The sequence below is a fragment of the Aquisphaera insulae genome (assembly GCF_011064615.1).
Taxonomy (GTDB): domain Bacteria; phylum Planctomycetota; class Planctomycetia; order Isosphaerales; family Isosphaeraceae; genus Aquisphaera; species Aquisphaera insulae.
The window spans coordinates 106358-130094 of the sequence record NZ_JAALJH010000001.1 but is presented as its reverse complement, the minus strand read 5'-3'; the positions used below and the strand labels follow the sequence as shown (position 1 = coordinate 130094).

The 23737-nt window shown below is 67.2% G+C and carries 20 protein-coding genes; 2 read left to right on the top strand and 18 right to left on the bottom strand.

The window, feature by feature from the left end; genetic code table 11:
- Position 1: 1 nt before the first annotated feature.
- The 10 genes from G6O54_RS00470 to G6O54_RS00425 form a co-directional block, all read right to left on the bottom strand.
- A complete protein-coding gene (locus G6O54_RS00470; protein WP_165219123.1) occupies positions 2 to 862 on the bottom strand; it encodes a YiiX/YebB-like N1pC/P60 family cysteine hydrolase in 861 nt (286 codons plus the stop codon).
- A gap of 146 nt (positions 863 to 1008) precedes the next feature.
- Entirely contained in the window at positions 1009 to 1764 is a 756-nt protein-coding gene (locus G6O54_RS00465) for an adenylate kinase family protein (RefSeq protein ID WP_165219121.1), read from the bottom strand.
- A gap of 347 nt (positions 1765 to 2111) precedes the next feature.
- Positions 2112 to 2633 (bottom strand): GNAT family N-acetyltransferase, encoded by a 522-nt coding sequence (locus G6O54_RS00460; protein WP_165219119.1) that lies wholly within the window; start codon positions 2631 to 2633, stop codon positions 2112 to 2114.
- A gap of 28 nt (positions 2634 to 2661) precedes the next feature.
- A complete protein-coding gene (locus tag G6O54_RS00455) occupies positions 2662 to 3783 on the bottom strand; it encodes a redoxin domain-containing protein (RefSeq protein ID WP_165219117.1) in 1122 nt (373 codons plus the stop codon).
- Positions 3784 to 3892: 109 nt separating this feature from the next.
- Complete coding sequence (locus G6O54_RS00450) at positions 3893 to 4462, bottom strand: elongation factor P (RefSeq protein ID WP_165219115.1); 570 nt, start codon at positions 4460 to 4462, stop codon at positions 3893 to 3895.
- Between the two features lie 130 nt (positions 4463 to 4592).
- Positions 4593 to 6254 carry an OprO/OprP family phosphate-selective porin gene (locus G6O54_RS00445; protein ID WP_165219113.1) on the bottom strand — a complete coding sequence of 554 codons (1662 nt, stop codon included), beginning with the start codon at positions 6252 to 6254 and terminating at the stop codon, positions 4593 to 4595.
- A gap of 143 nt (positions 6255 to 6397) precedes the next feature.
- Positions 6398 to 7969: a type VI secretion protein IcmF/TssM N-terminal domain-containing protein gene (locus G6O54_RS00440; RefSeq protein ID WP_165219111.1), complete on the bottom strand. Its 1572-nt coding sequence runs from the start codon at positions 7967 to 7969 to the stop codon at positions 6398 to 6400.
- 13 nt (positions 7970 to 7982) lie between these two features.
- A complete protein-coding gene (locus G6O54_RS00435) occupies positions 7983 to 8645 on the bottom strand; it encodes a DotU family type IV/VI secretion system protein (RefSeq protein ID WP_165219109.1) in 663 nt (220 codons plus the stop codon).
- Between the two features lie 86 nt (positions 8646 to 8731).
- A complete protein-coding gene (gene tssK, locus G6O54_RS00430; protein WP_165219107.1) occupies positions 8732 to 10168 on the bottom strand; it encodes a type VI secretion system baseplate subunit TssK in 1437 nt (478 codons plus the stop codon).
- A 165-nt stretch (positions 10169 to 10333) separates the two neighbouring features.
- Entirely contained in the window at positions 10334 to 11749 is a 1416-nt protein-coding gene (locus tag G6O54_RS00425) for a Gfo/Idh/MocA family protein (RefSeq protein ID WP_165219105.1), read from the bottom strand.
- Positions 11750 to 11917: 168 nt separating this feature from the next.
- Here G6O54_RS00425 and G6O54_RS00420 point away from each other — a divergent pair, with 168 nt between their 5' ends.
- A complete protein-coding gene (locus G6O54_RS00420; protein WP_165219103.1) occupies positions 11918 to 12913 on the top strand; it encodes a DUF1570 domain-containing protein in 996 nt (331 codons plus the stop codon).
- 18 nt (positions 12914 to 12931) lie between these two features.
- Here the strand turns inward: G6O54_RS00420 and G6O54_RS00415 are convergent, their stop codons facing one another.
- From G6O54_RS00415 to G6O54_RS00380, 8 genes are all read right to left on the bottom strand, one after another.
- Entirely contained in the window at positions 12932 to 14881 is a 1950-nt protein-coding gene (locus tag G6O54_RS00415; protein ID WP_165219101.1) for a preprotein translocase subunit SecA, read from the bottom strand.
- A gap of 107 nt (positions 14882 to 14988) precedes the next feature.
- Positions 14989 to 16056 carry a hypothetical protein gene (locus tag G6O54_RS00410; RefSeq protein ID WP_165219099.1) on the bottom strand — a complete coding sequence of 356 codons (1068 nt, stop codon included), beginning with the start codon at positions 16054 to 16056 and terminating at the stop codon, positions 14989 to 14991.
- 152 nt (positions 16057 to 16208) lie between these two features.
- Positions 16209 to 17090, bottom strand: a complete 882-nt coding sequence (gene murB, locus G6O54_RS00405) for a UDP-N-acetylmuramate dehydrogenase (RefSeq protein ID WP_165219097.1) — start codon at positions 17088 to 17090, stop codon at positions 16209 to 16211.
- Positions 17091 to 17416: 326 nt separating this feature from the next.
- Positions 17417 to 18145, bottom strand: coding sequence for a hypothetical protein (locus tag G6O54_RS00400; protein WP_165219095.1), 729 nt, complete (start codon positions 18143 to 18145; stop codon positions 17417 to 17419).
- 348 nt (positions 18146 to 18493) lie between these two features.
- Positions 18494 to 19591, bottom strand: coding sequence for a magnesium/cobalt transporter CorA (gene corA / locus G6O54_RS00395; protein ID WP_250846634.1), 1098 nt, complete (start codon positions 19589 to 19591; stop codon positions 18494 to 18496).
- Positions 19588 to 20061, bottom strand: coding sequence for a hypothetical protein (locus G6O54_RS00390; RefSeq protein WP_165219093.1), 474 nt, complete (start codon positions 20059 to 20061; stop codon positions 19588 to 19590). Before G6O54_RS00390 ends, corA begins: the two co-directional genes overlap by 4 nt.
- Positions 20062 to 20071: 10 nt before the next feature.
- On the bottom strand, positions 20072 to 20749 hold the full coding sequence (locus G6O54_RS00385; RefSeq protein ID WP_165219091.1) for a glutamate synthase: 678 nt from the start codon (positions 20747 to 20749) through the stop codon (positions 20072 to 20074).
- Positions 20746 to 22308: a hypothetical protein gene (locus G6O54_RS00380; protein ID WP_165219089.1), complete on the bottom strand. Its 1563-nt coding sequence runs from the start codon at positions 22306 to 22308 to the stop codon at positions 20746 to 20748. The genes G6O54_RS00385 and G6O54_RS00380 overlap by 4 nt, the downstream gene beginning before the upstream one ends.
- A gap of 628 nt (positions 22309 to 22936) precedes the next feature.
- Here G6O54_RS00380 and G6O54_RS00375 point away from each other — a divergent pair.
- On the top strand, positions 22937 to 23719 hold the full coding sequence (locus G6O54_RS00375; protein WP_165219087.1) for an MBL fold metallo-hydrolase: 783 nt from the start codon (positions 22937 to 22939) through the stop codon (positions 23717 to 23719).
- Positions 23720 to 23737: the final 18 nt, after the last annotated feature.

Sequence of the window (23737 nt, the reverse complement as noted above, 5' to 3'; positions counted from 1 at the left end):
CTCACTTCCGCGTATTGCCGAAGTCCGCGACGAGAGGACGACTCGAATCGGCGGCGTCCGGGACCGCTGGGCGAAACGTCGGGGGGACGACGACGACGAGGTCGGGGCTCGACCAGATCCCGTGCCTCTCGTTGCCGGGGAAATAGACCGGCGTCTCGGCCGTCAACGGATGCTCGAGCGCGAACTTGGTGCAGATGCCGATCCCGAGCATGCAGACGGGGAACTCGGTGGCGCGTTCCATGTCGCCGATCTTCACGGGCTCGGAGAGGCGGACCCCCGCGTAGCGATAGGCCTTCTCCGTCATCTCCACGCAGTAGAGCGCGGAGTCATCGAGCCCGAGCTCATAGTCGAACGGGGGCTGCTCCTTGAACGTCCGATGCAGGTAAGCGAGGATCTTGGGCACCTTCTCCTGCCTGAGTCCTTCCTTCAGCCGCTTGACGCCCAGGCATCCGACGTTATCCAGCAGCCAGATCGAGAGCGGTTGCCGAGCCGGTCCCGTGCCGGTCGTGTCATAGACGAACGGCTGGCCGTCCTCGAGCTCGACGATCCCGGTGTGCGAGAACTTGCTGTTGCTGCAATTCGCGTAGAACTTGCTCATGGGGAACAGGCCGCGGAGGACCCGGGCGTCTCCCATCCGGAAGACGATGTCGCCATCCTTGAGGACCTTGCGGCCCCAGTCGTCCCAGCGCGCCATCTCCGGGGTGATCTTGAGCGCCGAGAGCTTCCCTTCCTTCCGGGCCTTGCAGGCTTCCGGGCCCCAGTAATTCCCACGGAATCCCGCGGGGACGAGCCGATCCGTCGCCTCCCCTTCCGATGGCGATTCGAGGAGGATGGGCATGAACCAGAGCAGCAGACTCAACATGATCGGCTTACCTCTAAAGGGGGTGGATTGAGGGCACTCGATACGTGGCAGGCTCCGGAGACATCTCGTCATCGGCATCGCGCGGGTCCTGGAAGGACCCGGCGCGGTGCCGGCAGAGCCCAGTCCGTTCTCGAGGTCCGTACCGTTCAGGTCCGCGGGGCGGACGCCTTCGCCTGGAGCGCCTCGAGGCTGCGCTCCAGGATTTCATCGGGCGCCCCCGCCGCGTTGATGCGAAGGAGGCGGCCTGACTTCTCGTAGTAATCCGCCAGGGGGCGGGTGCTCTCCTCGTAGGCTTGCATGCGGACGCGGATCGACTCGGGGCGGTCGTCTTCCCGCTGGATGAGCTCGCCGCCGCACATGTCACAGACCCCTTCCTGGTGCGGAGGGCGAGAGGTCGTGTGGAAGACGGCCTTGCACTTCGAGCAGGTTCGGCGGCCCCCCAGCCGGTCCACGATCTCGGCGAGCGGCAGTTCGTAGCTGAGCACGGCATCGAGCCTCACGCCCTGCTGGTCGAGAAGGTCATCGAGCGCCTCGGCCTGGGCCGCGGTCCGCGGAAAGCCGTCCAGAAGGAAGCCGCCGAAGCAGCTCAGGCAATTCGACCGCTCCTGGACCATCGACACGACCAATCCGTCCGAGACGAGCTCCCCACGCCTCATGGCGTCGAGCGCCGTGCGAAGTGCGGGGCTATGGTCGTTGCGGCACTGGGCGGCGCGGAAGACGTCGCCGGTGGAGAGGTGGCAAGTCCCGAGCGTTTTGCAAAGCAACTCCGCCTGGGTCCCCTTTCCGACCCCGGGGGGCCCCAGCAGGACGAGCCGAAATGGTCTGTCGTTGGGGGAGGGAGGCTGCGAGCATTTCGCCTCGCCTCCCTCGAACCACGCCGCGCGATCGGACTGTACGGTCATTCCTCATCCCTCGAGAGATTTCCGCCGGGCTCCCCGGACCCGCCTTGGATCCTTCTCGCCCTTTTTCGGCAAGATGGGGAAACCTGCGAAGTGGGGATCACCCCCAGTGGCACCATTATAGGTTACTCCGTCCCGCACTCAAAAGATCAAGTCACCGTTTCACCCGGATGAAAGAGGAGCAAATCCCAATCCAGGCAGGGCGCAATGACGCGGCTTCTTCTCGGCCTCTTGCGGGTCGCGACACTTGAGACTGGTCGGAGGCCCGATCCGGAGAGCATCACGTGCCGGACCCCTTGGCGGGCTGATTCAAGGGGCGCATTGGGGGCCCCGACCCGCCCGGAGCGACTTCAACCATCGACGGGAGCTGTCGGAGTCTCGAGGATGAGCTGGTAGAGGGCCAGGTCGAGCCACCTGCCGAACTTGAAGCCGGCATGCCGGATCGTGCCCACGTGGGCGAAGCCGAGCTTCTCGTGGAGGCGGATGCTGGCCAGGTTCTCCGCGTCGATGCCGCCGACGATGACGTGCCTCTCGTCTGCTCGCGCGCGGGCGATGATCTCCCGGGTCAGCATCGCCCCCAACCCGTGACCCCGATGGCCCGGGTGGACGTAGACGGAATGCTCCACCGTGTACTTATAGGCGGGCCAAGCGCGAAACGGACCGAAGCTGGCGAAGCCGAGGAGATCCCCTCCGTCCGACTCCACCCCGACCACGGGAAAGCCCTGGAGCTCCTTGGCCTCGAACCAGGTCTCCATCGCCGAGAGCGGGCGGGGCTGGTAATCGTAGATCGCGGTCGTATTCACGATCGCGTCGTTGAGGATCTCCAGGATGGCCTTCCCGTGAGCGTCGAACCGGCATCGGACGATTCGCATGACCTGCCTGCTCCGGGACGGCGGCTCGTCAGTAGGTGCGGCCCAGGACGGCCACGATCGCACGACGAACCTCGAGCGGATCGATGGCGCCGACCTTGCGATAGAGGACCTTGCCGTCGGGCGCCACGATGAGAGTGTACGGCACCGGGCCGGGCCACTCTCGATCCAGCGCCTCGGCGATCGCATCCTTGTCGGAGGATTTGACGATGACGTTCGTGGCGGAGACGTGGTTCTGCCTCAGGATCTTGAGCGCCTCGTCCCGCTTCGCGTGATCGTCCAGGCTGATCGTCACCAGGCGGAAGTCACGTCCCCGATACATCCGATGCATCGTCACGAACTCCGGAAGCTCCGCGACGCAGGGGCCGCACCAGGTGGCCCAGACGTTGATCACGGTCAGCTTCTTGCCATCGCCCCGGGCAAGCTTGCGGATGCCCTCCACGTCGATCGCCTCCAGGGTGACGTCCTCCGCGTCCCACTTCGCCAGGGCCTTTTTCGCCGCGGCCTGCTTCTCGGCCCATTTGGTGGAGCAGCCGATGACGCGAGTCTTCTCCACCGGCACGGGCTGCCCGGCCAGGAGGGCATCGACGGCCTTGAGGACGTCGTGCGACTTGACCTCCTTGACCTCCGAGTCGTCGAACCGGCCGACGTAACGCAGTTTCCGCCCCGCGTCGAACACGTAGACGTGGGGCGTGGCGAGGACGCCGTACGCCGTCGCCGTGGCCTGGGTTTCGCCATCGTAGAGGTACGGGTAGGGAAACTTGTGGTCCTTCGCCCGTATCTTCATCTCCTCGAACGAATCGCTCAGATCGGTGTAGCCAAGCTCGTCCAGTTGCACGGCCTTCGGGTCGTTCGGGGAGATCGCGACGAGGGCCACGCCCCGGTCCTTGTACTTCTCATGGAAGTCGGCCAGCCGCGCCTCATAGGCCTGTGCGGTGGGGCAGTGGTTGCACGTGAAGACGACCACGAGGACCTTCGCCCCGGCATAGTCCTTGAGGGCATGGTCCTTGCCATCGACGCCGGGAAGGCGGAAGTCGGGAGCCGTCGCCCCGATGGCGAGCGTGGCCAGGCCGGGCGGGTCGGCCATCGACGGACCGGCGAGGCAGAGCGAGACGACCAGGGCCAGGCTGGAAACGATGGCGACGCGGCTCATGAGTGAGTTCCCCGGGCGAGTGGACGTCGGACGAATCCTCGTAGTTTGGCCGTCGCGCCGGACGAAGACAAGCCGTCGCCGCGGAGCGGCTCCTGGCGGCCGAGCCGGCTCAGGTCGCCCGGCCGAGGTATTCGCCGGTGCGGGTATCGACCCGGACCACCGCGCCGGGGTCCAGGTGCTCAGGGACCTGCACCACGTGGCCGGTGGAGAGCGTGGCCGGCTTGGTGCGGCCGGTGGCCGAATTGCCCCGGACTCCCGGCGCGGACTCGACGATCGGCAGCTCGACGGTGTCCGGCAGCTCGATGGCGATCACCTCGTCGTCGACGACCAGGGACTCGATCCCTTCCATGTTCTCCGTCATGAACGAGACGAGATCGCCGAGCTCGTCCGCGAGCATCGAGAACTGGGTGAAATCCTCGGCGTCCATGAAATGGAGCTCGTCCGCGTCGCGGTAGAGATACTGGATCGGCCGACGCTCGAAGCTCGACTCGTTCAGCCCCTCGGTGCCGCGATAGGCCTTCTCGATCCGGTTCTTGGTCTTGAGGTTGCGCGCCTTGATCTTGTAGAGGGTGGCCGCGCCCCGCGCCGAGGGGGTCTGGACCTGAATATGCTCGATCATGTGCGGCGCGCCGTCGATCTCGACGACCATCCGCCGCTTGAAGTCCTTGGCCGGCACCACGGTAGGAAACGCTCCCTGGATTCGAGGATCGCCCCGGACCATCGCCGGGAGTCGAGGGGAGTATTCTACTCGCGTCGCCGTCTCGCGGTCAAAAACCTGGGCTCGCCTCGCGATCTCGCCCCACTCCGGTTCAGAAATAGAGCTGGCCGCGGATCCAGAAGAGGTCGTTCGTGCGGCCGTACTGGTCCTTTGACGGGTTCAGCAGGACCGGCGTGCCGTACATCGAGTGCTGCCAGTCGAAGTAGACCTTGATGTACTTCGTGAGATACCAGTTCACCCCCAGGTCCACGAGGTCGATGCTCCGCGTCCACTCGTTGGGGTCGGCGAAGCCGCCGGTGAAGATCGTGTCACCCAGGCTGAGCTGACTGTACCGGACGAAGGGCTCGATGGCGCCCGGTCCCCATTCCCCCTTGATGGGGTCGAATGGCCGCAGGGGCGCGACGACCTCGCGTCGGTTCACGACCTCGCCGGTCAAAAAGTAGGCCAGGGTGAAGTGGTTGCCGCTGACCGGGATCGATTGGAGGGCCGTGAGACCGGGGCGGGTGATGTGATCGCGTCCGCCCTGCCATTCGGCCTCGAACGAGAAGCCCGCCCCGTACCAGGCGAGATGGAGGGCCGTCGCGCTCCGGCCGCCGAAGTTCCTTGCATCCTCGTTGTACTTGAGGAATATCGACGACGCGGCCTGTGCCGCCTCGTCGTTCTCCGAGGTCTGGATCGAGGTCCTCAGGGGGAGCGGGTTCAGCGGGTTGACCTGCTGGCCCAGGAATCCGGACGCCCCCACGTTCAGGTTGCGCAGCAGGGGGAGCTGCTCGGAGTGGAGGAAGGGGCGATAGTTCAGGTAGCCGACCGCATCCCTCGTGGTGTTGTCGTCCGCCAGGCCCGTGAGGTGGCCGTCGAAGCCGCCGGCGGCGTACTCGAGCCGATCGTCGAACAGGAAGCCGTGGGCCATGAGCCCCGCGGATCGCGACAGCCCGAAGTTGAGCGGGAAGAGCGAGCGCTCCGGGGTGATGAAATACTGCTCGAGGTGGTCATACCAATCGTAGCTGTAGGGGACGAGCATCCGCCCGAATCGGACCTGGAATCGCCGGTCCGGGACGATGTTGACGTTGCCGTCGAGGAGGTCCCAGAGCCCCTCGACGCTCCGCTGGATCGAGACCTCATACTCGAAGAGGCGGGTGAGCTGCCCTTCCCAGTAGACGCGGACTCGAGGGATGTACAGCCCGCTTCGAGCGGGGACCTGGTCGCCCGGGACGAAGTTCTTGAAGTCCGTCTGATCGAGGACGCGGACGCGGAGCTGATACTCGTCGTCCCGGGTCTTGAAGGTGAAACCCTCGCCGAGCGCCCCGAAGATGGGGATCTCTTGCTCGCGTTCCGGCAGCGAGTCGAACCCCTGGCCGCTCCCGCGCCGCTTGCCCGTCTGTCCCCGGCTGGCCTCGCGCCCGGCCGATCCTTCACCACGCGTCGCGGACTCGCCGGCCCGCTCGGTCACCGAACTGCCCCACGGCTCGGCCTCTCGCCCCTCTCCCTCCACCTTGCGAGTGAGCTCGTCGTATCGCTCCTCGAGTTTCCGATAACGCTCCTGCGACGCCTCGCGCGCCCGCTCGGAGTCCTCCAGGCGGTTCAGGATCTGCTGATTCAGGGCCTCGAGCTTGCGAAGGCGGACTTCCAGGGCATCGCCGCCGCCCGCGGCCGGCAGGGCCGAGGGGAGATCGTCGGCCTGCGCCCGGTTCGCCGCAACAACCCAGGCCACCGCCAGGGCCGCGAGCGGGATGAAGGCTGTCCAGCGTCCCATCGTCTCCCCTGATTCGATCCACGGACCCGTGCATTGCGGGCCTTCCGAGCTGCCGGATGCGGCCGTCTCGTCCCATGGGATCGACCGGAGCGACACCGAACTTGACCCGGAGCGCTTCGCAATCGAGAGAATCCGCAAAATCGTCAGGCACGGCCGGAGAATTTCATGACCAGGAGGCCGACGATCCCCAGCGCGAGGAGGGCGGCGAAGGCCATCAGGACGCGTTTGACCGCGACGGCGGTCCTGGCGTAGCCCGCATCGATCGCCATGGCCTGCTCGGTCCAGGAGACGAGGTCCTGGTCCTGGACGAGTCGATTGAGCACGCCCGAGGCGAACGCCCGTTCGCCGTCACCGTCGCCGGTGGCGGCGAAGTAGCAGCCGCCGAACATGAGCTTCTCGCCGCGCAGGGTTGGGATCGAATCGCGGACCAGGCGTGCCAGCCGCTCCTTCCGTTCCCGGACCTTGCCCAGGAACTGGAAGAGGGCCTGGTTGCCGCGGAGGACTTCCGCGATCTCGTCGATGCTGCGGTTGGATTCGACGCGGAACAGAGAATAGACCATCGAGCCGAAGAGGCTGCTGGTGACCCACTCGACCGAGCTTTCCACCTTCGCCGGCACCTCGTCCTCGCGCAGGTCCGGGACCAGCGGGAATCGCTGGCCCATCCGACTGTTGAGCTGTGCCGAGGGGAGCCTCGAGGTGAGGTCGGAGAACCCGGGGACGCGTTCCAGGTCGGAGATCAAGACGAGGATCGGGCAGCGGATCCGGAGCGTCTCGAAGCCCTCCTCCAGGTCCTGCCGGCAGGCCGCCGCGATCTCCTCCGGGCGGGATCGTGGATCGGCCGCGGAGATCGGCAGGACGACGAGGACGCCGTTGATCGGGCAGAATCCCAGCCGATCGCGGCGGATCAGGCGGCAGAGGTGGCGGAGCCGGGCCAGGTATTTCTGCCGATCGATGCTCTGGCTGGGCCGGCCCGCGGCCCGGGTGGCGTCGATCTCCTTGCGGGCGTTGGCCAGGAGGTCTTCCAGGCCCCCCGGGCCGAGCCCGGCTCCCATCGTCTTGAACGGGTCGGGCTGATCCTCCATCATCGTCGACAGGACGGCGCCCCCGCCGTCCGCTTGGCCGACGAACGAAGGGTCATGCTGGCCCAGGAGCGAGGCGCCGGGGCAGGAGACCCAGATGCTCTCCCGATCGGCGGTGACGTGGATCGGCTCCAGCTTGTCCGCAGGGACCTGCTTCACGCGGGCCTTGATCCCGCCGGCCTGGAAGAAGGACTCCTCGGTGCCGCTCGTCCACCCCAGGACCAGATAGAGCGGCGTGGCGTCGAGGCGGACCTCGGCGCGGGCCAGGGCTTCCATGGCCTGCGCCCAGGCCCGGTCGATGTCCGGGAACTCGGACGCCTCGGTCTCGACCTCCATGCTGAGGATTCGGTAGAGCCACCAGCCCAGCCAGAGCAGGACGTAGAGGCAGAGGGCGAAGAGCGGCAGCCAGATCCTGGCGAGCTTCGGGTAATTCGGGATCAGGTTGGGGAGCCCGACGGCGGGCAACTGGTTGATCACCCAGAGGATGCCCAGGACGATCCCCACGAGGCAGGCCCGGCCGATCCAGCGGGCCGCGGGGGCAGCCTTCTCCGCGGCCTCCTGGGAGGAGAACATGGGGAAGACCAGGCCCCACAGGTAGCAGATCCACTCCCAGGGCTTGTTGATGAGCTTGAGCATGGTTCTCCTCGCCTCAGCGTCCCAGGAATCCCAGGACCCCCAGGAGGATCATCAGGACGATTAGCAGGACCACGCAGAGGCCCCCGTAGATCGCGACGGCCCTGCCGAGCGCCGCCCGACCCGTGAGCGGCTGCACGTTGGTGCCGGCGCCGAGATCCCTCGGGGCCACGAAGGGGACTTGCCGGGTGACCTGCGGCCGCATCTCCTCCAGGAGGTCCCTCACCTTGGCGGGATTCTCCAGGTACTTGCCCCGGAACCCCAGCGCCGTGCAGAGGAAGAACGTCTCCAGGGCATCGGGGCCCGGGGGCGTCGCGACTCGCGGGGCGTTGGGTCGGCGGAGGGCGATTTCGGCCTGGTCCCAGAACTTCCAGGCGCGGTCCCGGCTGCCGTAGAGGGATAGCTCCAGGATCCGTTCCTTCCAGGTATCCGCCCAGGGGCTGTAGACGATGAAGAGTTCGTCGATCCAGCACGTCAGGGCGTACCGGGCCCCGAGGAAGACGGACCCGTCGCCCGCGTAGTCCGTCAGGCGGCGGACCTCGGTCTCGGAGCGGAGGCGGTCGACGAGCTGCCGCTGTTCCGCCTCCAGGTCGAGTTCCTGGCCCTCATCGAGCCGGTCCTTCAGGTCCAGGGCATAGGTCATGACGGGGAAGACCAGTTCGCTGAGCTGAGGAGTCATGGATCCTTCGTCGCGGTGGTCCGGGGTTGTGGAGGGCTCTGGGCCGCCTTCGCCGAGGCCGAGCGGGGCCGAGCGGCCGGCCCGGTTCAGGGTTTCGCGGAGACTCCCGCTCCGAGCATGAACAGCGCGAAGCGGAACGGCATCTCGGACGACAGCCGGAGGTTGATGGTCTCGTGGCCGTCAATGTTACCGACAATCTTGCTCTCGTTGAACCGGATGGCCAGGGTTAGCGACCGTTCCACGTATTGCCATTCGTTCTGCTGCTGCTCCCGGTTGATCTCGAAGTAGATGAGCCCCTTGTCGCGCGGCAGGGCCTGCGGCAGGGAGGGGGTCGGGACGTGGCTGAATTTCAGGCCCAGGTCCCCCAGGCGATAGATCGTCTCGATGCGGTCGGAGCTCCCCACCTTCATGTCGATCCCGCGGGGGCCCATCAGCTCGACGCAGGCGTCCGCGTCCAGCGGGCTCCGGACGCCGAAATAGAGATGGACCGACTGGTCCAGCCAGCTCCGCTCCAGCGAGACCTGCATCCGCAGCCCGTAGCCCACGAACGGGCGCTCCTGGTAGTCCGGCTCCGGGACGATCGAGAGCAGGTCATCCAGGTAGTTCTTGATCCGGTGGAAGCAGCCGCCGAGGTCGTCGTGATCGTAGCGTGGGATCGCCGGAGTCCGGCGACCCGGGCCGAAGACCGACAGTTGGCCGACCAGGCGGCAAAGCTCGAGGTAGGCCGGCAGCGGATGGATCCCCTCCAGGAAGGCGAGGTTGGTCAGGGTCGCATACGCCTCATTCAGCTCGCGGAGCTGGGAGAAGATCAGCACGTCCCCCGGGGCGGTGCTCTCCAGGCTGAGGCCGCGGGAGACCGCCTGGTTGGCCAGCTTCTCGATCTTGCGTCCGATCCGGTCGTAGATCACCCGCAGGATCTCCACGGACAGCTCGTGCCAGGCGTCGCAGGCCAGGAGCGGCGGGATGTAGCTCGGGTCGAGCTGCGGCGTCGCCTCGGCCCGCTCGGATTTCTCCACCCGGGCGATCGGGATCGCGTCGTAGCCGGAGAGATCCTGGGTGGAAAGGAGCAGCCGGACGTTCAGTCGTCGGATCGCGATCGGCTGGAGATTGGAGCCGACGTTCTCGTCGTCGACCTGCTGCATCCGCGAGTAGTAGCGGAGCCCTTCAGCAGGTTGCTCCGCGGCCACGTTCGGCTGGCCGGACCTCAACATCGGCACCCCGAGGAGGACCGTCACCTTGCGTTCGGCGACGAAGGCGGGCTTCAGGTCCAGGTCGGAGAGGGGGCCTTCCTCCGGCACCTCGACGAGGGTCCCGTCGCGGAGCCGCGCCTTCAGGGACGCGACCGAGAATCGGTGATTGCTGAGCGCCTCGGTGTTCAGAGAGATCGACCGCAGGCCCCAGTTGTGCTGCTGGTTCCACTTGCCGTCGACCTGAATCAGGCCCAGCGCCCGCCGGTGTTCCGCCAGGAAATGATGCGGGCGGAGGAACATCCCTTCGTGCCAGTGAACCTCGCCGCTGGGCATGATCGACTTCGCCTTCGGGTGGCCGAGGGAGCTGCAAATGACCTCGCGGAAGATCATAGCACAAGGCCCGGCGCATTTCTCGCCCCGGGCCTTTTCTCGGCTCGACGTCGTCGGCGGCCGGTCTTCCAGCCCCGAGAGAAGCGGGGCTGTATCACGTCCGCGACCCTAGGCCTGGTACTCGCGATCGCCGAGGAGCCCGGGCTGGGGCGTGGGATACCTCCCGTCCTTGCCCGGATGGATCGGCGCCGCCGAGGCCATGGTCAACGACTCGAGGCCCGGTGCGAACTCCTGGGTGTGGTTGAGGGCCTGGTCCCAGGTGACGACCTGGCCGGTGTGGCAGGCCATCCGGCCCATGATCTGGACCAGGCTCGCCTCGGCGCCGCGGCGGGCCTCATTGTAGGGCCTGTCCTCGCGGATCGCCGCCACCAGGTGGTCCCACTCGAGCTGGTAGGGGTTCGGCTCCGGCTGGGGGAACGCCCAGTTCAGCTCCCCCTTCGCGAAGTTGTGTCCCTTGTAGATGCGGCACTTCGCCGGGGTGTGCATCGAGGTCGAGATCACCGCCGACCCCTTGGTCCCGTGGGCGTAGCTGGCGAATTCCCCGTGGCAGCCGTTCATGTTCCGGGCGTTGAGGAAGAGGTTCGTCCCGTCCGCGAACGTGTACTCCACCGAGTAATGGTCCAGGTTCTGGTCCACCTCGTCGGTCCGGTAATAGCGCCCGGCCAGGCCGTGGGCGCGGACCGGCCACGAGCCCTTCATCCAGCAGCACTCGTCGATGTTGTGGCTCGTGTAGTCGTGGACCAGGCCGCCGCTCGCCCAGAAGAAGCTGAGGTAGTTCTTGACCTGATAGAGCAGCTCGGACATGTCCGGCGGCTTCGGCCCGGTGAAGCCCGCCGGGCCGACTAGGCGGTAGGTCTTGAGGAGCGTGATGTCGCCGATCTGGCCGTCGCGGATCCGCTCGAGCAGGGCCTTGCGCGCGTCGCAGTGCCGGCACATGAGCCCGACGCCGACCTTCAGGTTGCGGGTCGACGAGCGATCCGCGAGCTCGAGCATCTTGCGAGTGCTGGGCCCGTCGACGGTCGTCGGCTTCTCCATGAAGACGTTCAGGCCCCGTTCGATCGCGTGGGCGAAGTGGACCGAGCGGAAGGCGCAGGGGGTGGTGAGGAGGACGATGTCCCCCGGCGAAAGGCATTCCATCGCGTGCTTGTAGGCGTCGAAGCCGATGAAGCGGCGGTCCGGCGGGACGTCCACCTGGTCCCGGCCCCACGTGCCGGCCGGCCGATCGACCGAGCCGCCGTCTCCGCTGGTGTTCGTCAGCGCCTCGTAGCTCATCTTGAGGCGGTTCTCGAACACGTCGGCCATGGCCACCAGCTTGATGGGGCCGCTCCGCGTCGACAGGGCATTGGCGGCCGCGCCCGTCCCCCGGCCGCCGCAGCCGACCAGGGCGATCTTGATCGTGTGGCTCTCCCCGGCGTGAACGGCCGGGATGGCCACGCCGGCCAGGGCCGAGGCGGCCAGGCCCTGGCCGGTCGTCTCCAGGAATCCTCGACGCGACGTACGATCTGCTGGCTTCGGGCCGGTCATGGCGATTCTCCCAGAACCTGTCAATCCTCGCGGCATCGAGGGCCGTCGCCTCAACGGGGCGCCCTCTCGGCCATCTTCCACCCGGCGCAGGTCGCGATCAAGGATCGACCGGGCCGGAGACCAGGCAGACCCGGTTGCCGCCGCGGTCGGGGCATGTAGAATTCGATCGTGACAGAAGCGGCAATCTACGAGCGAGGGACGACGATGCGGATGGAGCAAGCCTGGAACGGGAGTCGTCGTGCCTGGCTCGGCCGCGCGGCCGTGGCCGCATACGGAATGGGGTGGGGGCTCCACCCGTTCTCCCTTGCTCGAGCACAGGAACCGAGGCTGGCCGATGACGAGGCCGCCGTCCGCGAGGCCGCCCGCCATGCCGGGCTGGGGCGGCAGGAGGTCGCGCGGACCGAGCATTTCCTCGCGGTCGGCGACGCCCCCGGCTCATACCTTCGAGCGGCTCTCGAGCGGTGTGAATCGCTCGGCAAGGACTTCCTGACGCACTTCCGGGGGCGAGGCTTCGAGCTCGCCTATCCGTCCAGGCGGCTCACGGTGGTCGGTCTGAAGGACGACGCGTCCTACGGTAAACTGCTGGGCGAAGCACCGGGACGGGACGTCGGGGGTCATTTCGATCTCGACCTCAATCGGCTGGTGATCTTCGATTTCCGGGCCGACGGCGAGCGGAGCCGCCAGGAGGCGGAGCGGATCAATCTCTTCACGCTGGTCCACGAGACGGCGCATCAGCTCTGCTACAACACGGGGCTCCTCGATCGCGACCACGTCCCGCCCCTCTGCATCAGCGAGGGCCTGGCGACCTACGTGGAGCTCTGGCGTCCGAACGTGAAGAACGCGATCGGGGGCGTGAACACGCCTCGCCTGGAGGCCCTGCGGCAGGTCGGCGGCTGGATCGATCTCGACGACCTGCTCCGGGACGATTCGGCCTTCGAGGGCGAGCAACAACAACTCGCCTATGCCGAGAGCTGGCTCCTGATCCACCACCTGATGCGCGCGACGGCACGCAGGGAGCGTCTCCGCGACTACCTGACCCGGATCCGAACCGCACCCGGAACGGACTCGGCCGCGCGGCTGAAGGTCGCCGAGGCCGCCCTGGGGGCGCTTTCTCGCCTGAACAAGGAGGTCAAGGACGAGGCGCGGTCCTACTTCCGGCGCTGAGGCGAGAGCCGGTCGCGGTCAACCGAGGACGGGGTTGAGGCCCATGTTCTTGCGCATCTCGGCTCGCTGCTTCTCGTAGGCCATCAGGAGCTTCCGGTCCTTGAAGTGCTGCCGTTCCTTCTTGGCCTGGGCCTTGACGAAGAACCGCCGCCAGGCCGCGCTGGTGAGCTCGCCGTGGCCTGCGTAGCGACGTCGGATCCGTCCCGCCGGCTTCTCGCCGAAGGCCTCGACGATCTCGTCCTCGAGAGACACGAAGAACTGGACGAAGCCGGGGTCCCCCTGGCGGGCGGAGCGGCCGGCGAGCTGGCGGTCGATCCGGCGGGACTCGTGCCGCTCGGTGCCGATGACGTGCAATCCGCCGAGCGCGGCGACCCCTTCGCCGAGCTTGATGTCGGTCCCTCGGCCGGCCATGTTGGTGGCCACCGTCACCTTGCCGATGTGTCCGGCCTGGGCGACGATGCTGGCCTCGATCTCGTGATTCTTGGCGTTGAGGATCTGATGCTCGACGCCCGCCTCCGCCAGCAGCCGGCTGAGCTTCTCCGATTTCTCGATGGACCGGGTCCCGACCAACGTCGGCACGCCGATCTTGTTCCACTCGATGACCTGGTCGGCCACCGCTCGGAATTTCTCGTCCTCGGTGGAGAAGATCCGATCGGGGAGCCAGACCCGGCGGCAGGGCCGATTGGTGAGGATCTTCATGACGCCCACCTTGTAGATGCGGCGAAGCTCGGCCGCGTCCGAGGTCGCGGTGCCGGTCATGCCGGCGATCTTCTTGTATCGCTTGAAGAAGTCCTGGACGGTGACGCGGGCGGCCGTGATCGTCTCCAGGGTGATCTCCAGCTTCTCCTTCCCCTGGATGGCCTGGTGCAGGCCGTCCTGCCACTGGCGGCCCGGCATCATGCGGCCCGTGAATTCGTCGACGATGACGACCTCGCCGTCGTGGACGACGTAGTCGCGGTCGCGGAGGTAGGCGATCTGGGCGCGGAGGGCTCGCTCGACGTACTCGTAGACCCCGTCCACCGTGAGCGTGACGAAGGCCTGATGAGCGGCCCGCGCCTGCACCTTCCGGCGGCCGGGGGGGGTCAGCTCCGCCTTCCGTTCCACGGGGTCATACTTGTAGTCCTTGACCCGGACGAGGGTCTGGGCGAGCTGGTCGGCGCCGTAGTAGGCCGCGGCCTCCTCCTGCGTCGGCTGATTGTTGGCACCGATGATCAGCGGCGTCCTCGCCTCGTCGATGAGGATGCTGTCGGCCTCGTCCACCACGCAGAAGAAGTGGGTCCGCTGGACCGGCAGCTCGGATTCGGTGTGCCGCCCGCTCCCCAGGAAGACCTCCTCGAACGACTTGCGGTGGGTATCGCCGAGCTGGAGCCGCTTGAGCTCGTCGCGGAGGAAGTCGAAGCCGAGCTCCTTGCTGGTGCCGTAGGTGATGTCGCACTGGTACGCCTGACGGCGCGAGCCGTCGGGCTGATTGGTCTGGATGCAGCCGACGGTCATGCCCAGCCGCTCATAGATCGGCCCCATCCACTCGGCATCGCGGCGGGCCAGGTAGTCGTTCACCGTGACGACGTGCACCCCCTTGCCGGGCAGCGCGTTCAGGAAGGTGGGCATGGTCCCCACCAACGTCTTCCCTTCTCCCGTCTCCAGCTCCGAGATGCAGCGATTGTGGATCGCCACGCCCCCGAGGACCTGGACGTCGAAATGCCGCTGGCCGATCGTCCGCTTGGCCGACTCGCGAACCAGGGCGAACGCCTCCGGCAGCAACAGGTTGAGCGAATCCCCCTGGCGGGCCCTCAGCCGGAGCTCATGCGCCTTCGCCCGGAGCTGATCGTCGGTCATCGGCTCGAAGACGGGCTCAAGGTCGTTCACCTTCTGCACCTGGATGGCGAACCGGCTGAATCGTCCGCTGGACGTCGGCCCCGTGAACTGGGAGACGCGATTCAACCACATCGGGCCAAGGCGGTTCGCCATGGTGCAACCTCTCCCCCCTCAAATCCTCAAATCTGATGGCGCAGGGCGCGGACGGCCGGCTGAAGGCCATCCGGGTGCTCTCCCTCCTAATGGGACGCCCGAAACGTCTATCTTCCCGGATTCGCCGGCGTACTCGCATGGCCGGACGCGGGCGCTGTGCGGATGTGATCCAGATAGGTCGGCGTAAAGGACCAGAAATCCCGATCCGGCAGGGGTTCGTGAACGGGGCCTGTTGCCCATTTTTCCAGAATTGCCCATTTGTCGTCGGCCTTCGCGGCCCCGGGGGGCTCTTCACCGGGCGGCTGGCCCCAGAGGATCAGGGCTCGGTCCGCATTGGCGACGAAGAATCCGCGGTGGTCGAGCGTCGAGCTCGCGGCCGCGATGCACTCCGTCGCGATGACCTTGGTGATCCGGAGCGCGGGGGAGCTGGCCGCGCGGGCGCGAGGCGGTTCCCGAAAGTAGGCGGCCAGCGATGTCGCCTGGCGAATGCAGGATTCGCACCGATCCGATTCGGGCGAAGAGCCGGGTGGCCGGAACGGGAGCCCGGGCTTGGCGGCGGATGGGAGCAAGCCCTGGGCGATCACCTCGATGAGCGGATCCAGCTTGTCGAGATCGATGTCCTCGCGAGGCAGGACGTGGGCATTGCGGTCCAGGATGAGGGCCGGACTGCGCGGGAATGGGAGGGTCGCGATGGGCTGCTTGTAGACGAGGTGCACGATGATCTGATGCGGCGGATACTCGACCCGGATCACGTCTTCGACGAATGGCGAGAGGCGGAACGCGCGGTCGATCCGGCCCCTTTCCAGGTCGAGGAGGGGCAGGATTTCGGGCTCATCGGCGTTCTCTCGGACCTTCCTAAGGAAGGTCTCACGCCCGCCCCGAAACCACGCTGGGGGGGGCTCCGCGAGTGCGATATCGGCGAATTGAATCTGATACTGCGACTGGAGATGAAGCCACGAGACGGCGGAGCGAACGGCCATCGTCACGAGGTAAACGGCCAGCACCGCGGCCATGCCGATCAGGCCGACGGCGAGCACGACTCGAGGGACGTCGAGCTGTCGCTGGGGGCGGACGAAATCGAAGCGTCGAAAACGCCTGGGTTCGGCCTGGTCGTCGACCCCACCCTCGAGCCGCGAGCCGGCGGAAATTCCAGGAGACTCGCGGTAGTCCATCACCGATTTCCTCCATCCCGGTCGCGGCTAGAGCCCGCCCGAGCAAGGCGGCCATGGGCGAGGTGACCGCCGGATCGCCCTGCGTCGAGGGATCGACGCGGGAATGAGACGGATCCCGCGACGCAGCCTGCCGAGATGAATGCGGACGCCGTAGCTTACCACACCTGGATCTGGAGTTCCAATTCGTAGCCGAACTGCTGCCAGACTCGCTGCTGGATCTGGTCGATCAGGCGGAGCACGTCGGCCGCCTTGGCGCCCGGATGGGCCACGATGAAGTTGCCATGGCGGTCGGAGACTTCCGCGCCGCCGCATCGGGTCCCCTTGAGCCCGGCCTGGTCCACGAGCGCCCCCGCAGAGACATCCGGCGCGGGATTCTTGAAGATGCAGCCGGACGACTGGTGCCCGTAAGGCTGGTTCTCCTTCTTGATGATCCAGATCCGACGCATCCGGCGGACGACGGACTCCGGGTCCTCGTGGGTCAGCTCGAACTCGGCGGACAGCAGCACCGGCTCGTCCAGGTTCGAGGAACGGTCCGCGAAGGTGATGTCGTCGCGTTCGCGGACGTGGACCTCGTTGGACGCGTCCAGCACCGTGGCCCGGCGGACGTACTGGCCGATGGAGCCCTGCCGGCTGCCGGCGTTGCCGCGGAGCGCACCGCCGACGGTCCCGGGAATCCCGGTGAGGATCTCGAGGCCGGCGAGTCCCGCCCTGGCGGTCTGCGAGATCAGCGCCGTGAGCGGCACGGCCGTCCCGACCTTGATCACGTTGTCGTCGATGGAAACATCGGAGAAGAACGGGCTCTCGAGCTGGATCACCAGGGCATCCACGCCTTCATCGCGGACGAGGACGTTGGAGCCGCCGCCGAGGATCTTGAACGCGAGGGATTCCTGTCGCGCCCGATCGAGGAGGGCGAGCAGCTCGTCGAGCGACCGGGGGCGGGCGAAGAAGCGGGCAGGGCCCCCGACGCGGAACCAAACCTGCGGAGCCAGCGGGACATCAACCCGGACGAAGTCCTGAAATCCGTCGAAAGGTGGCATCGGCAAGGATTCTCACCTCGCTGGGGGAGATACGCCGCGGGGAGACGAGGATCGGCCGGGCGTGGCCCGAGGACCACGACCGAACGATCCGTTGCCGGGACAGCCCGGCGCCAGGCCCGACACGGACTTCGGCATCCTGATGACCACCGTCGATCGTCCCAGGCGTCGAGGTCTGCCAGACCGACGGTCGGCACATGGTAGCCTCATGCCCGACGACCGTCAAGGCCCACTGATCGGAGCTCGTTTGCGTATCTCATCTCCACGGAAGCACTTCGATCCGATTCACGGGAGACGTCGAGGGAATCAGCGGCCCGGCGTGCCTTCCCTCAGGGAGATGCCGGTCCCAGCTCCAGTGTCTTCCGGGCGTCGAGCTTCCATCCCGCCCAGCCTTCGGATTTCCAGGCCATCGGCAGCGAGAGGGACACGTCCGACCCCACGGCCGGCATCGTGGGATCGGGCAGGCTGCCGGCCTTTCGCTCCAGGCCCTCCTCGGTCTCGATCCGAGCCAGGGTCTCGGCGGTCCCCGCCCCCATGTCCTGCTGCTTCACGGCCACCTCGACCCGCATCCGGTTCGATCCCAATCGCTGCCTCAGCTCGTCACACTGGGTCCGGATCGAGTCGTACCACTTGATCGCCTCCGCCTCCGTCCCGAACAGGGAAACCGCGCGGATGGATTGGAGATCGCCCTGTACGGTGGCCCGGGCCACGCGCGAGGCCGTGTCCTCCAGGCTCTCCGGTCCCTTCCGGGTGGAGTAGTAGATCGCCGCGACGATCGCGGCGAGCAATGCCAGCCCGATGACCAGGCCCTTGGGCGACAGGACGGACCTGCGGGTCTGTTCGAAGAACTGATCCACCTTCTGGGCCGAGTCGGGAACGTGATGGTCGTGCTGAGGCGCCTGGGCCGCGCCAGGGTCGTGCGGCTCGCCGAGGACCGCCCTGCCGCTGGCCGTGACGTGGAAGACCTTCAGGCATTTCCGGCAGATCAGCCGCGTGTTCACCTTATCGGCCGATGCTCTTCCCCCCGCCCCGCACGCCGGACATCGGATCTCGATCATGAGCGTTTCCTCCTCGAAACACGTCCCGTGCCCTTCCCGTGGGTTCGTACTCTCCATCACAAAATTGAGCGAAAAAGTGGCCACGGCCCAGGTTCTCCGGGGCTACATCCTCGAGCCATCAGGCGGATCGTCCGCGGGGAGGATGCACGAGCCACGTCGTTGCACCGTCCGCGGGACCTCGATCGGACGAAAGCAGGGAAGGCTGACGACCCTGGTGCCTTGCCTTCCGACTCTAGCTTACAGCCTCGGAGTCGCCGGGGCATCAGGCCACCCGCCCCCGAGGAAACCTCGCGGGCCAGGCCCCCGCTTGCCTCCTTCGGGACCCTCCGGTGACCGGTGAGGCTCCGCTCAGATCCACTTCTTGAGCCGTGCGTAGGTCCACATCGCCACCGGCGACAGGGCCATGACCGCGATCGTGCCGAGGAAGAGAGCCAGGCGGGGCATGGGGGAATTCAGGGCCAGGGGCTCGGCGAAGAAATTCATGCCGAAGAAACCCGTCAGGAACGACATCGGCATGAACATCACGGTGACCATCGTGAGCGTCTTCATGATGTCGTTGGTGCGGTTCGACATCACCGACAGGTAGGTCTCCAGGGTCCCCGCAATCAGGTCGCGCAGGCTCTCCGAGATGTCGTGGACGCGGACGACGTGATCGTAGACGTCCCGGAAGTACACGCGATTCTCCGGACGCACCTGGTCGTACGGGTCGCGGGCCAGGCGATTGAGGACCTCGCGCTGGGGGCCGAAGATCTTGTGGAGGCGGATCGCCGCCCGCTTCACGCGGAAGATCGTCTTGAGCGTCGCGGGAGTCGGATTGTCGAGCACCCGGTTCTGGATCAGATCGAGCCGGTCGTCGAGCTGCTCGATCGTCTTCAGGGATTCGTCCACGGCGCATTCGAGGAGGCGGGCGAGCAGATGGTCGGCCCCGCGGCGGAGGCGATCGCGGTGGTCGCGGAGGATCGAGGCCCGTTCCTTGTCGAGGAACTCGAGCGGGCCGGAATGATACGTGAGGACGTAGTTCCCCCCCAGGAAGATGTCCAGCTCGTGGAGCCGGAGCACATCCCCCCGGCGCTCCATCGACGTGCTGTGGAAGACCAGGGTGAGATAGTCGCCCCAGTCGTCGACCTTGGGGAGGTTGCATTCGTCGATCGCGTCATCGACCGCCAGCGGATGGAACCCGAAGACCTCGCGCAGGAGCCGCCCCGCGTGATTGTCCTGCCGGTCCTGGGGCGTCGTGCTCTCCAGGTCGACCCAGAGGATCCCGGAAGGATCGGCCAGCGCCTGGGGGATCCGCTCGACCGTCCAGTCGAGGTGCATCTCACCCGAGCCGTCGCGATAGACGAGGCGGATGATGGGCATCTCCGCGACATCGGCCGCGAGCACGGGGCCTCGCGGCTCCGCGTCCGAGGGCTTCGAGTCGGCGGCCGAGCTGGCCGATGGGTTCATGGCCCGGTTCCTGGCGGTTGATTGGCGCGGGATTCCTCGACCTGGGCCTCGTGCGTGGCCTGGGCCCGGATGGCCTCTTCCATGAGCTCGATCTCGATCGGCGTCGAGGCGTGAGCGTCGATCGTTCGCTGGATCCGTGTCGGGAACCTCGAGAAGAGCATGGCGTAGTCGAGCGGGATCGGGGCGCCGACGATCCGGATCGCGACGACGCCCACGGGAACCCGATCCGCATCGAATCGACCGTCGGATCCGATCCGCGTCGACCGGATCAAGCCTCGGGTCCCGCCGGCCGGGAGCATGTCCACGAACCCGCCTCCGACCGGCTTGCCCCCCAGCAGGACTCGGCCGCGGACACGCGTCGTTTCGAATCGTTCCGGCCCCAGCTCCTCGCTGCAGCCCGCGATCAGGATCCCGACGCAGACGAGCCCCGGCAGGGCCCACCGACCGGGTCGATCCGCCGGGCTTTCCATGGTAGCTCCCTCACTCGTTCGAGGAGTGCCGCGAGGCGAGGTCCTGCGCGGCGTCGAGCAGGCGAACCAGGCCGGGATCGACGTGAGGCCCGGGACCGCGGCCGTCGCCTGCCTCTACCTGGCCAATATCGACCAGGCGGCCGGAACGCCTGCCATGCCCCGGGTTCGGTCCGGCGAGGGCCTGCCGAAACAGGAGACGGCCGCCGAGCTGGCCCTCCCCGGACAATGATCCCGACGGGCCCAGCAGGACGAGGTCCCCCCCCCGCTGAAGGAGCCCGGCGCGGGCCCCGGCATCGCCGGCGGCGACGATCAGGCCGCCGATCTGGCCGTATCCGAGGGCGACCCCCGAGCGGCCGAGGATCAGGAGCGTGCCCGAGACCAGCGAGCGTCCTGCACCATCGGCGGCCGAGCCGCGGCAGACGACGGTGACCCCGGGGGCGTCCATCTCCGCGGCCAGCTCCGGGCCGGCGTTGCCCGCCAGCTCCACGACCGCGTGCCAGGGACCCCGGAGGCCGAACAGGAGCAGCCGATGCCCCTCAACGCCGTCGAGGCGGACATACCTCTGGCCGAGCTGGAGTCGACGCACCAGCTCGGCGTTGATCCGGTGGTAATCCCGCAGCTCCGGGACCGAGATCGGTCCCGTATCGACGGCCGGCGGAGGGCCGCCCGGCCCCGGGCTGGCCGTCACCGGGAGGGCCCGGCCGCCTTCGCGGTGGCGGGCCCTGACGCGGGTTCCGGGGGGCTGGCCGGCTCCTCGGCGCCGGCAAGGAAGCCGTCGTCTCCGGGCACCAGATGACCGTTGGCCGGGACGTTCTTGGCGAGGTAGGCCCGGACCGCCGCCACCCTGGCCTGGAGGTCCTTCCGCCGACTTGCGAGCTGGCCGGCGGGCGCCTTGACCAGGTCCACCGCCGACTTCGAGAGCGGCGTGATCAGATCCTGGACCTTCTGGATCTCGGACCGGCTGGAGGCGGCCGCGGGATTGTGCAGCAGCCCGCTGTCCCGCACCCCGGCCTGGCCCTCGAAGGTCTGGAAGATCGGCCCGATCAGGAGCGTCGCCAGGTACTGCGCCTTGGTGGCGTTGAGTGCGGGACCCTTCTCGGAATAGCTGGCCACGATTTCATCGCCGATCGCCGCCGCGACCTGGCCGGTCAGATAGGCAACCAGGGCGTGATTGTAGTCCGTGACCGCGGTCGTGATCTGCATCAAGCCCAGCGCTCGGGCCGCTTCCGAGCGGACGTCGGGCCGGGCCTTCGGGTCCGCGAGGATTCGCGCGACCGTGGAGGCGATCTTGGCCTCCTTGGGGGACTTCGGCTCCGTCCCTTGCCGGAGGTATGTCAGGGCCTCCAGGGCCCGATACTGGACCGGCCAGGGGACCTCCTTGTTCTCGCCAAGGAAGTCCGAGATGACCCGGGCCGCATCGACCGTCTGCTGGTTGTTCAGGCGCGGGGTCTCGTTGTACCTGATGATGTTCGTGATCCCCCGGAACGCCCAGAGCTTCACCCAGACCGTCTGCTTCGGGTTCTTGATCTCGTCCAGGAAGAGCTTGTACGCCTCGGGGCTCCCCGTCTGGCCGAGCACGATCATCGCCTGGACTCGAGGGACCAGGTGGTTCTTCAGGACCGGGGGCAGGAGTTGAATCAGGGCCTTGTTGTATTCCGTGAGGAACTGCGTGCTCTTGTTGGCCCTGGCCACGAACAGGGGCTCTTGCAGGTTTCGAGTCGCGGTCTCGATGGCTCGCGCGTCGGTGCCCGGGGCGCTCGTCGGGGGAGGATCGATGACGAGCTGGATGTTCTTGGTGTCGGTGAGCTGGGCGATCATGCCCCCCACCATCCGGCGGATGAGCGTCGGGTCGACCGGGGCGGCCGGATTCTGGGCCATATCCTTGACGGCCTCGATGTCCCCCGGGGCCGGCGGCCGGTTCCTGATCGGGTTGAAGCTCTTGAGGTCGATGAGCTGGCTGGCCAGGGGATCCTTGAAGATCTCAACCGGTGAGACCTTCTGGGTCTGAGACGGATCGGGGGGGGCTTCCGCGGGCCCATCGCCCTCCTTCGACTTGGCCGCGGGCTGGCCCGGATCGGCGGGCTGAGACCCCGAGTCGCCCTTCGCCTTCTCTTGCGAGCCGGCGGCCGCATTCCCCGCCGCGGCCTTGCCCGGCGTGGCCCCCTTCGTCTGTCCGCCGGGTTGAACCTGCGCGAAGCACCGATCCGCGGCCGCCATCGCCAGCGTCAGCATCAGCGAGAGGCTCATCGCCGTGCCTCCGCGCCAGAACCTCAACGACCGCCGCGGCGGCAACACCTTGACCATGTCGGCAATCCCCGTTGATAGATGCCTCAACCCCGCGCCGATGGATTCCGGCGAGCCGACCACCGACCTGCTAGAGACCTTGCCGATGCGACATCGGCGACCAGGCGAGCCAATCGCTCGGCCGGCCGCCGGGTCGGTATCGAAGACGTCGTCCCCGAGATGATAACGCGACGAAAGGGGGGCTCAGACTCCCGTTGGCTGGATGAATTCGTCCACCCCTCGCGCACCCCGGGTCGTCAACTCATCTTGAGGTAAATTAACCACTTCCAGCAAATTACCATGTTTCAATCTACCCCGCGTTTTCGGCCATGTCAAGTCGGCGGAATGGCACCCGCGGGCGTTGGTGGGCGCCGGTTTCGTCGGCCTCGCCGGCCCGGGGTCCCGGCGCGGGATGCGGCGCCATGAAGCCTCCGGGCCTTAGACGCCGGCCTCGTGGCGCGCGTTCCCCGGGCCCGCCGATCTTTCGCGTTGAGTCGTTTCCTCGACGGTCGGTAAGATGGCTGGTGAATGCCCGTCCCGTAGGCTGGCCCGTCCCGTCGAGGATCGTGCGCCGCAGGAGCTTCGGATTGCCATGATCGAACGGAATTATCTCTTCCCCGGCGTGATCGAGATGAACTACCAGTCTCGACGTCGGATGGGCGTGAATGTCTACCTGATCGACGGGGGGACCGAATACGCCCTGCTCGATGTCGGCTTCCTCGACGAGTTGACGGACGTCCTCGAGCTGATCCGCCAGATGAACTTCAGCCTTTCCGCCTGCAAGCTCATCGTGGCGAGCCATGCGGACGTGGACCATACCCAGGGACTGGCCCGCGCCCGCGAGATCCTCAAGTGCCCGATCGGTGCCCACCCGCTGAGCATCCCGGCGCTCGAGCAGGGGGACGAGATCTTCACGTTCGCCCGGATCGACGCCCAGGGGATCCACATCCCGATGCCCCGGTGCAAGGTCGACAGGCCCATCAACGAGGGTGACACGATCCGGATCGGCGAGCGGACGATGGAGGTCTGGAGCACGCCCGGCCACACCGCCGGCCAGCTCGCCTTGCGGATGGGCAATCTGCTCTTCTCCGGCGACAACATCTTCCGGGACGGCTCCGTGGGGGCGATCGACGCCCATCACGGATCGAGCATCCCCGATTTCATCGCCAGCCTCGAGCGGATCCGGGCGAGCGACGTGGAGTTCCTCCTGCCGTCGCACGGGCCGGTCTTCCGCAAGGACAACGCCCTCATCGACGCCACGATCCGCCGCCTGGAGTCCTACACCCACCTCGCGGATTTCGGCACGTGTGCCGTCGACTGGCCGTTGCTCGACCAGTGGGAAGACGAGCTGGCGAAGGGGACTCGAGACTTCTGAGGCCCGGGGCCTCGATCG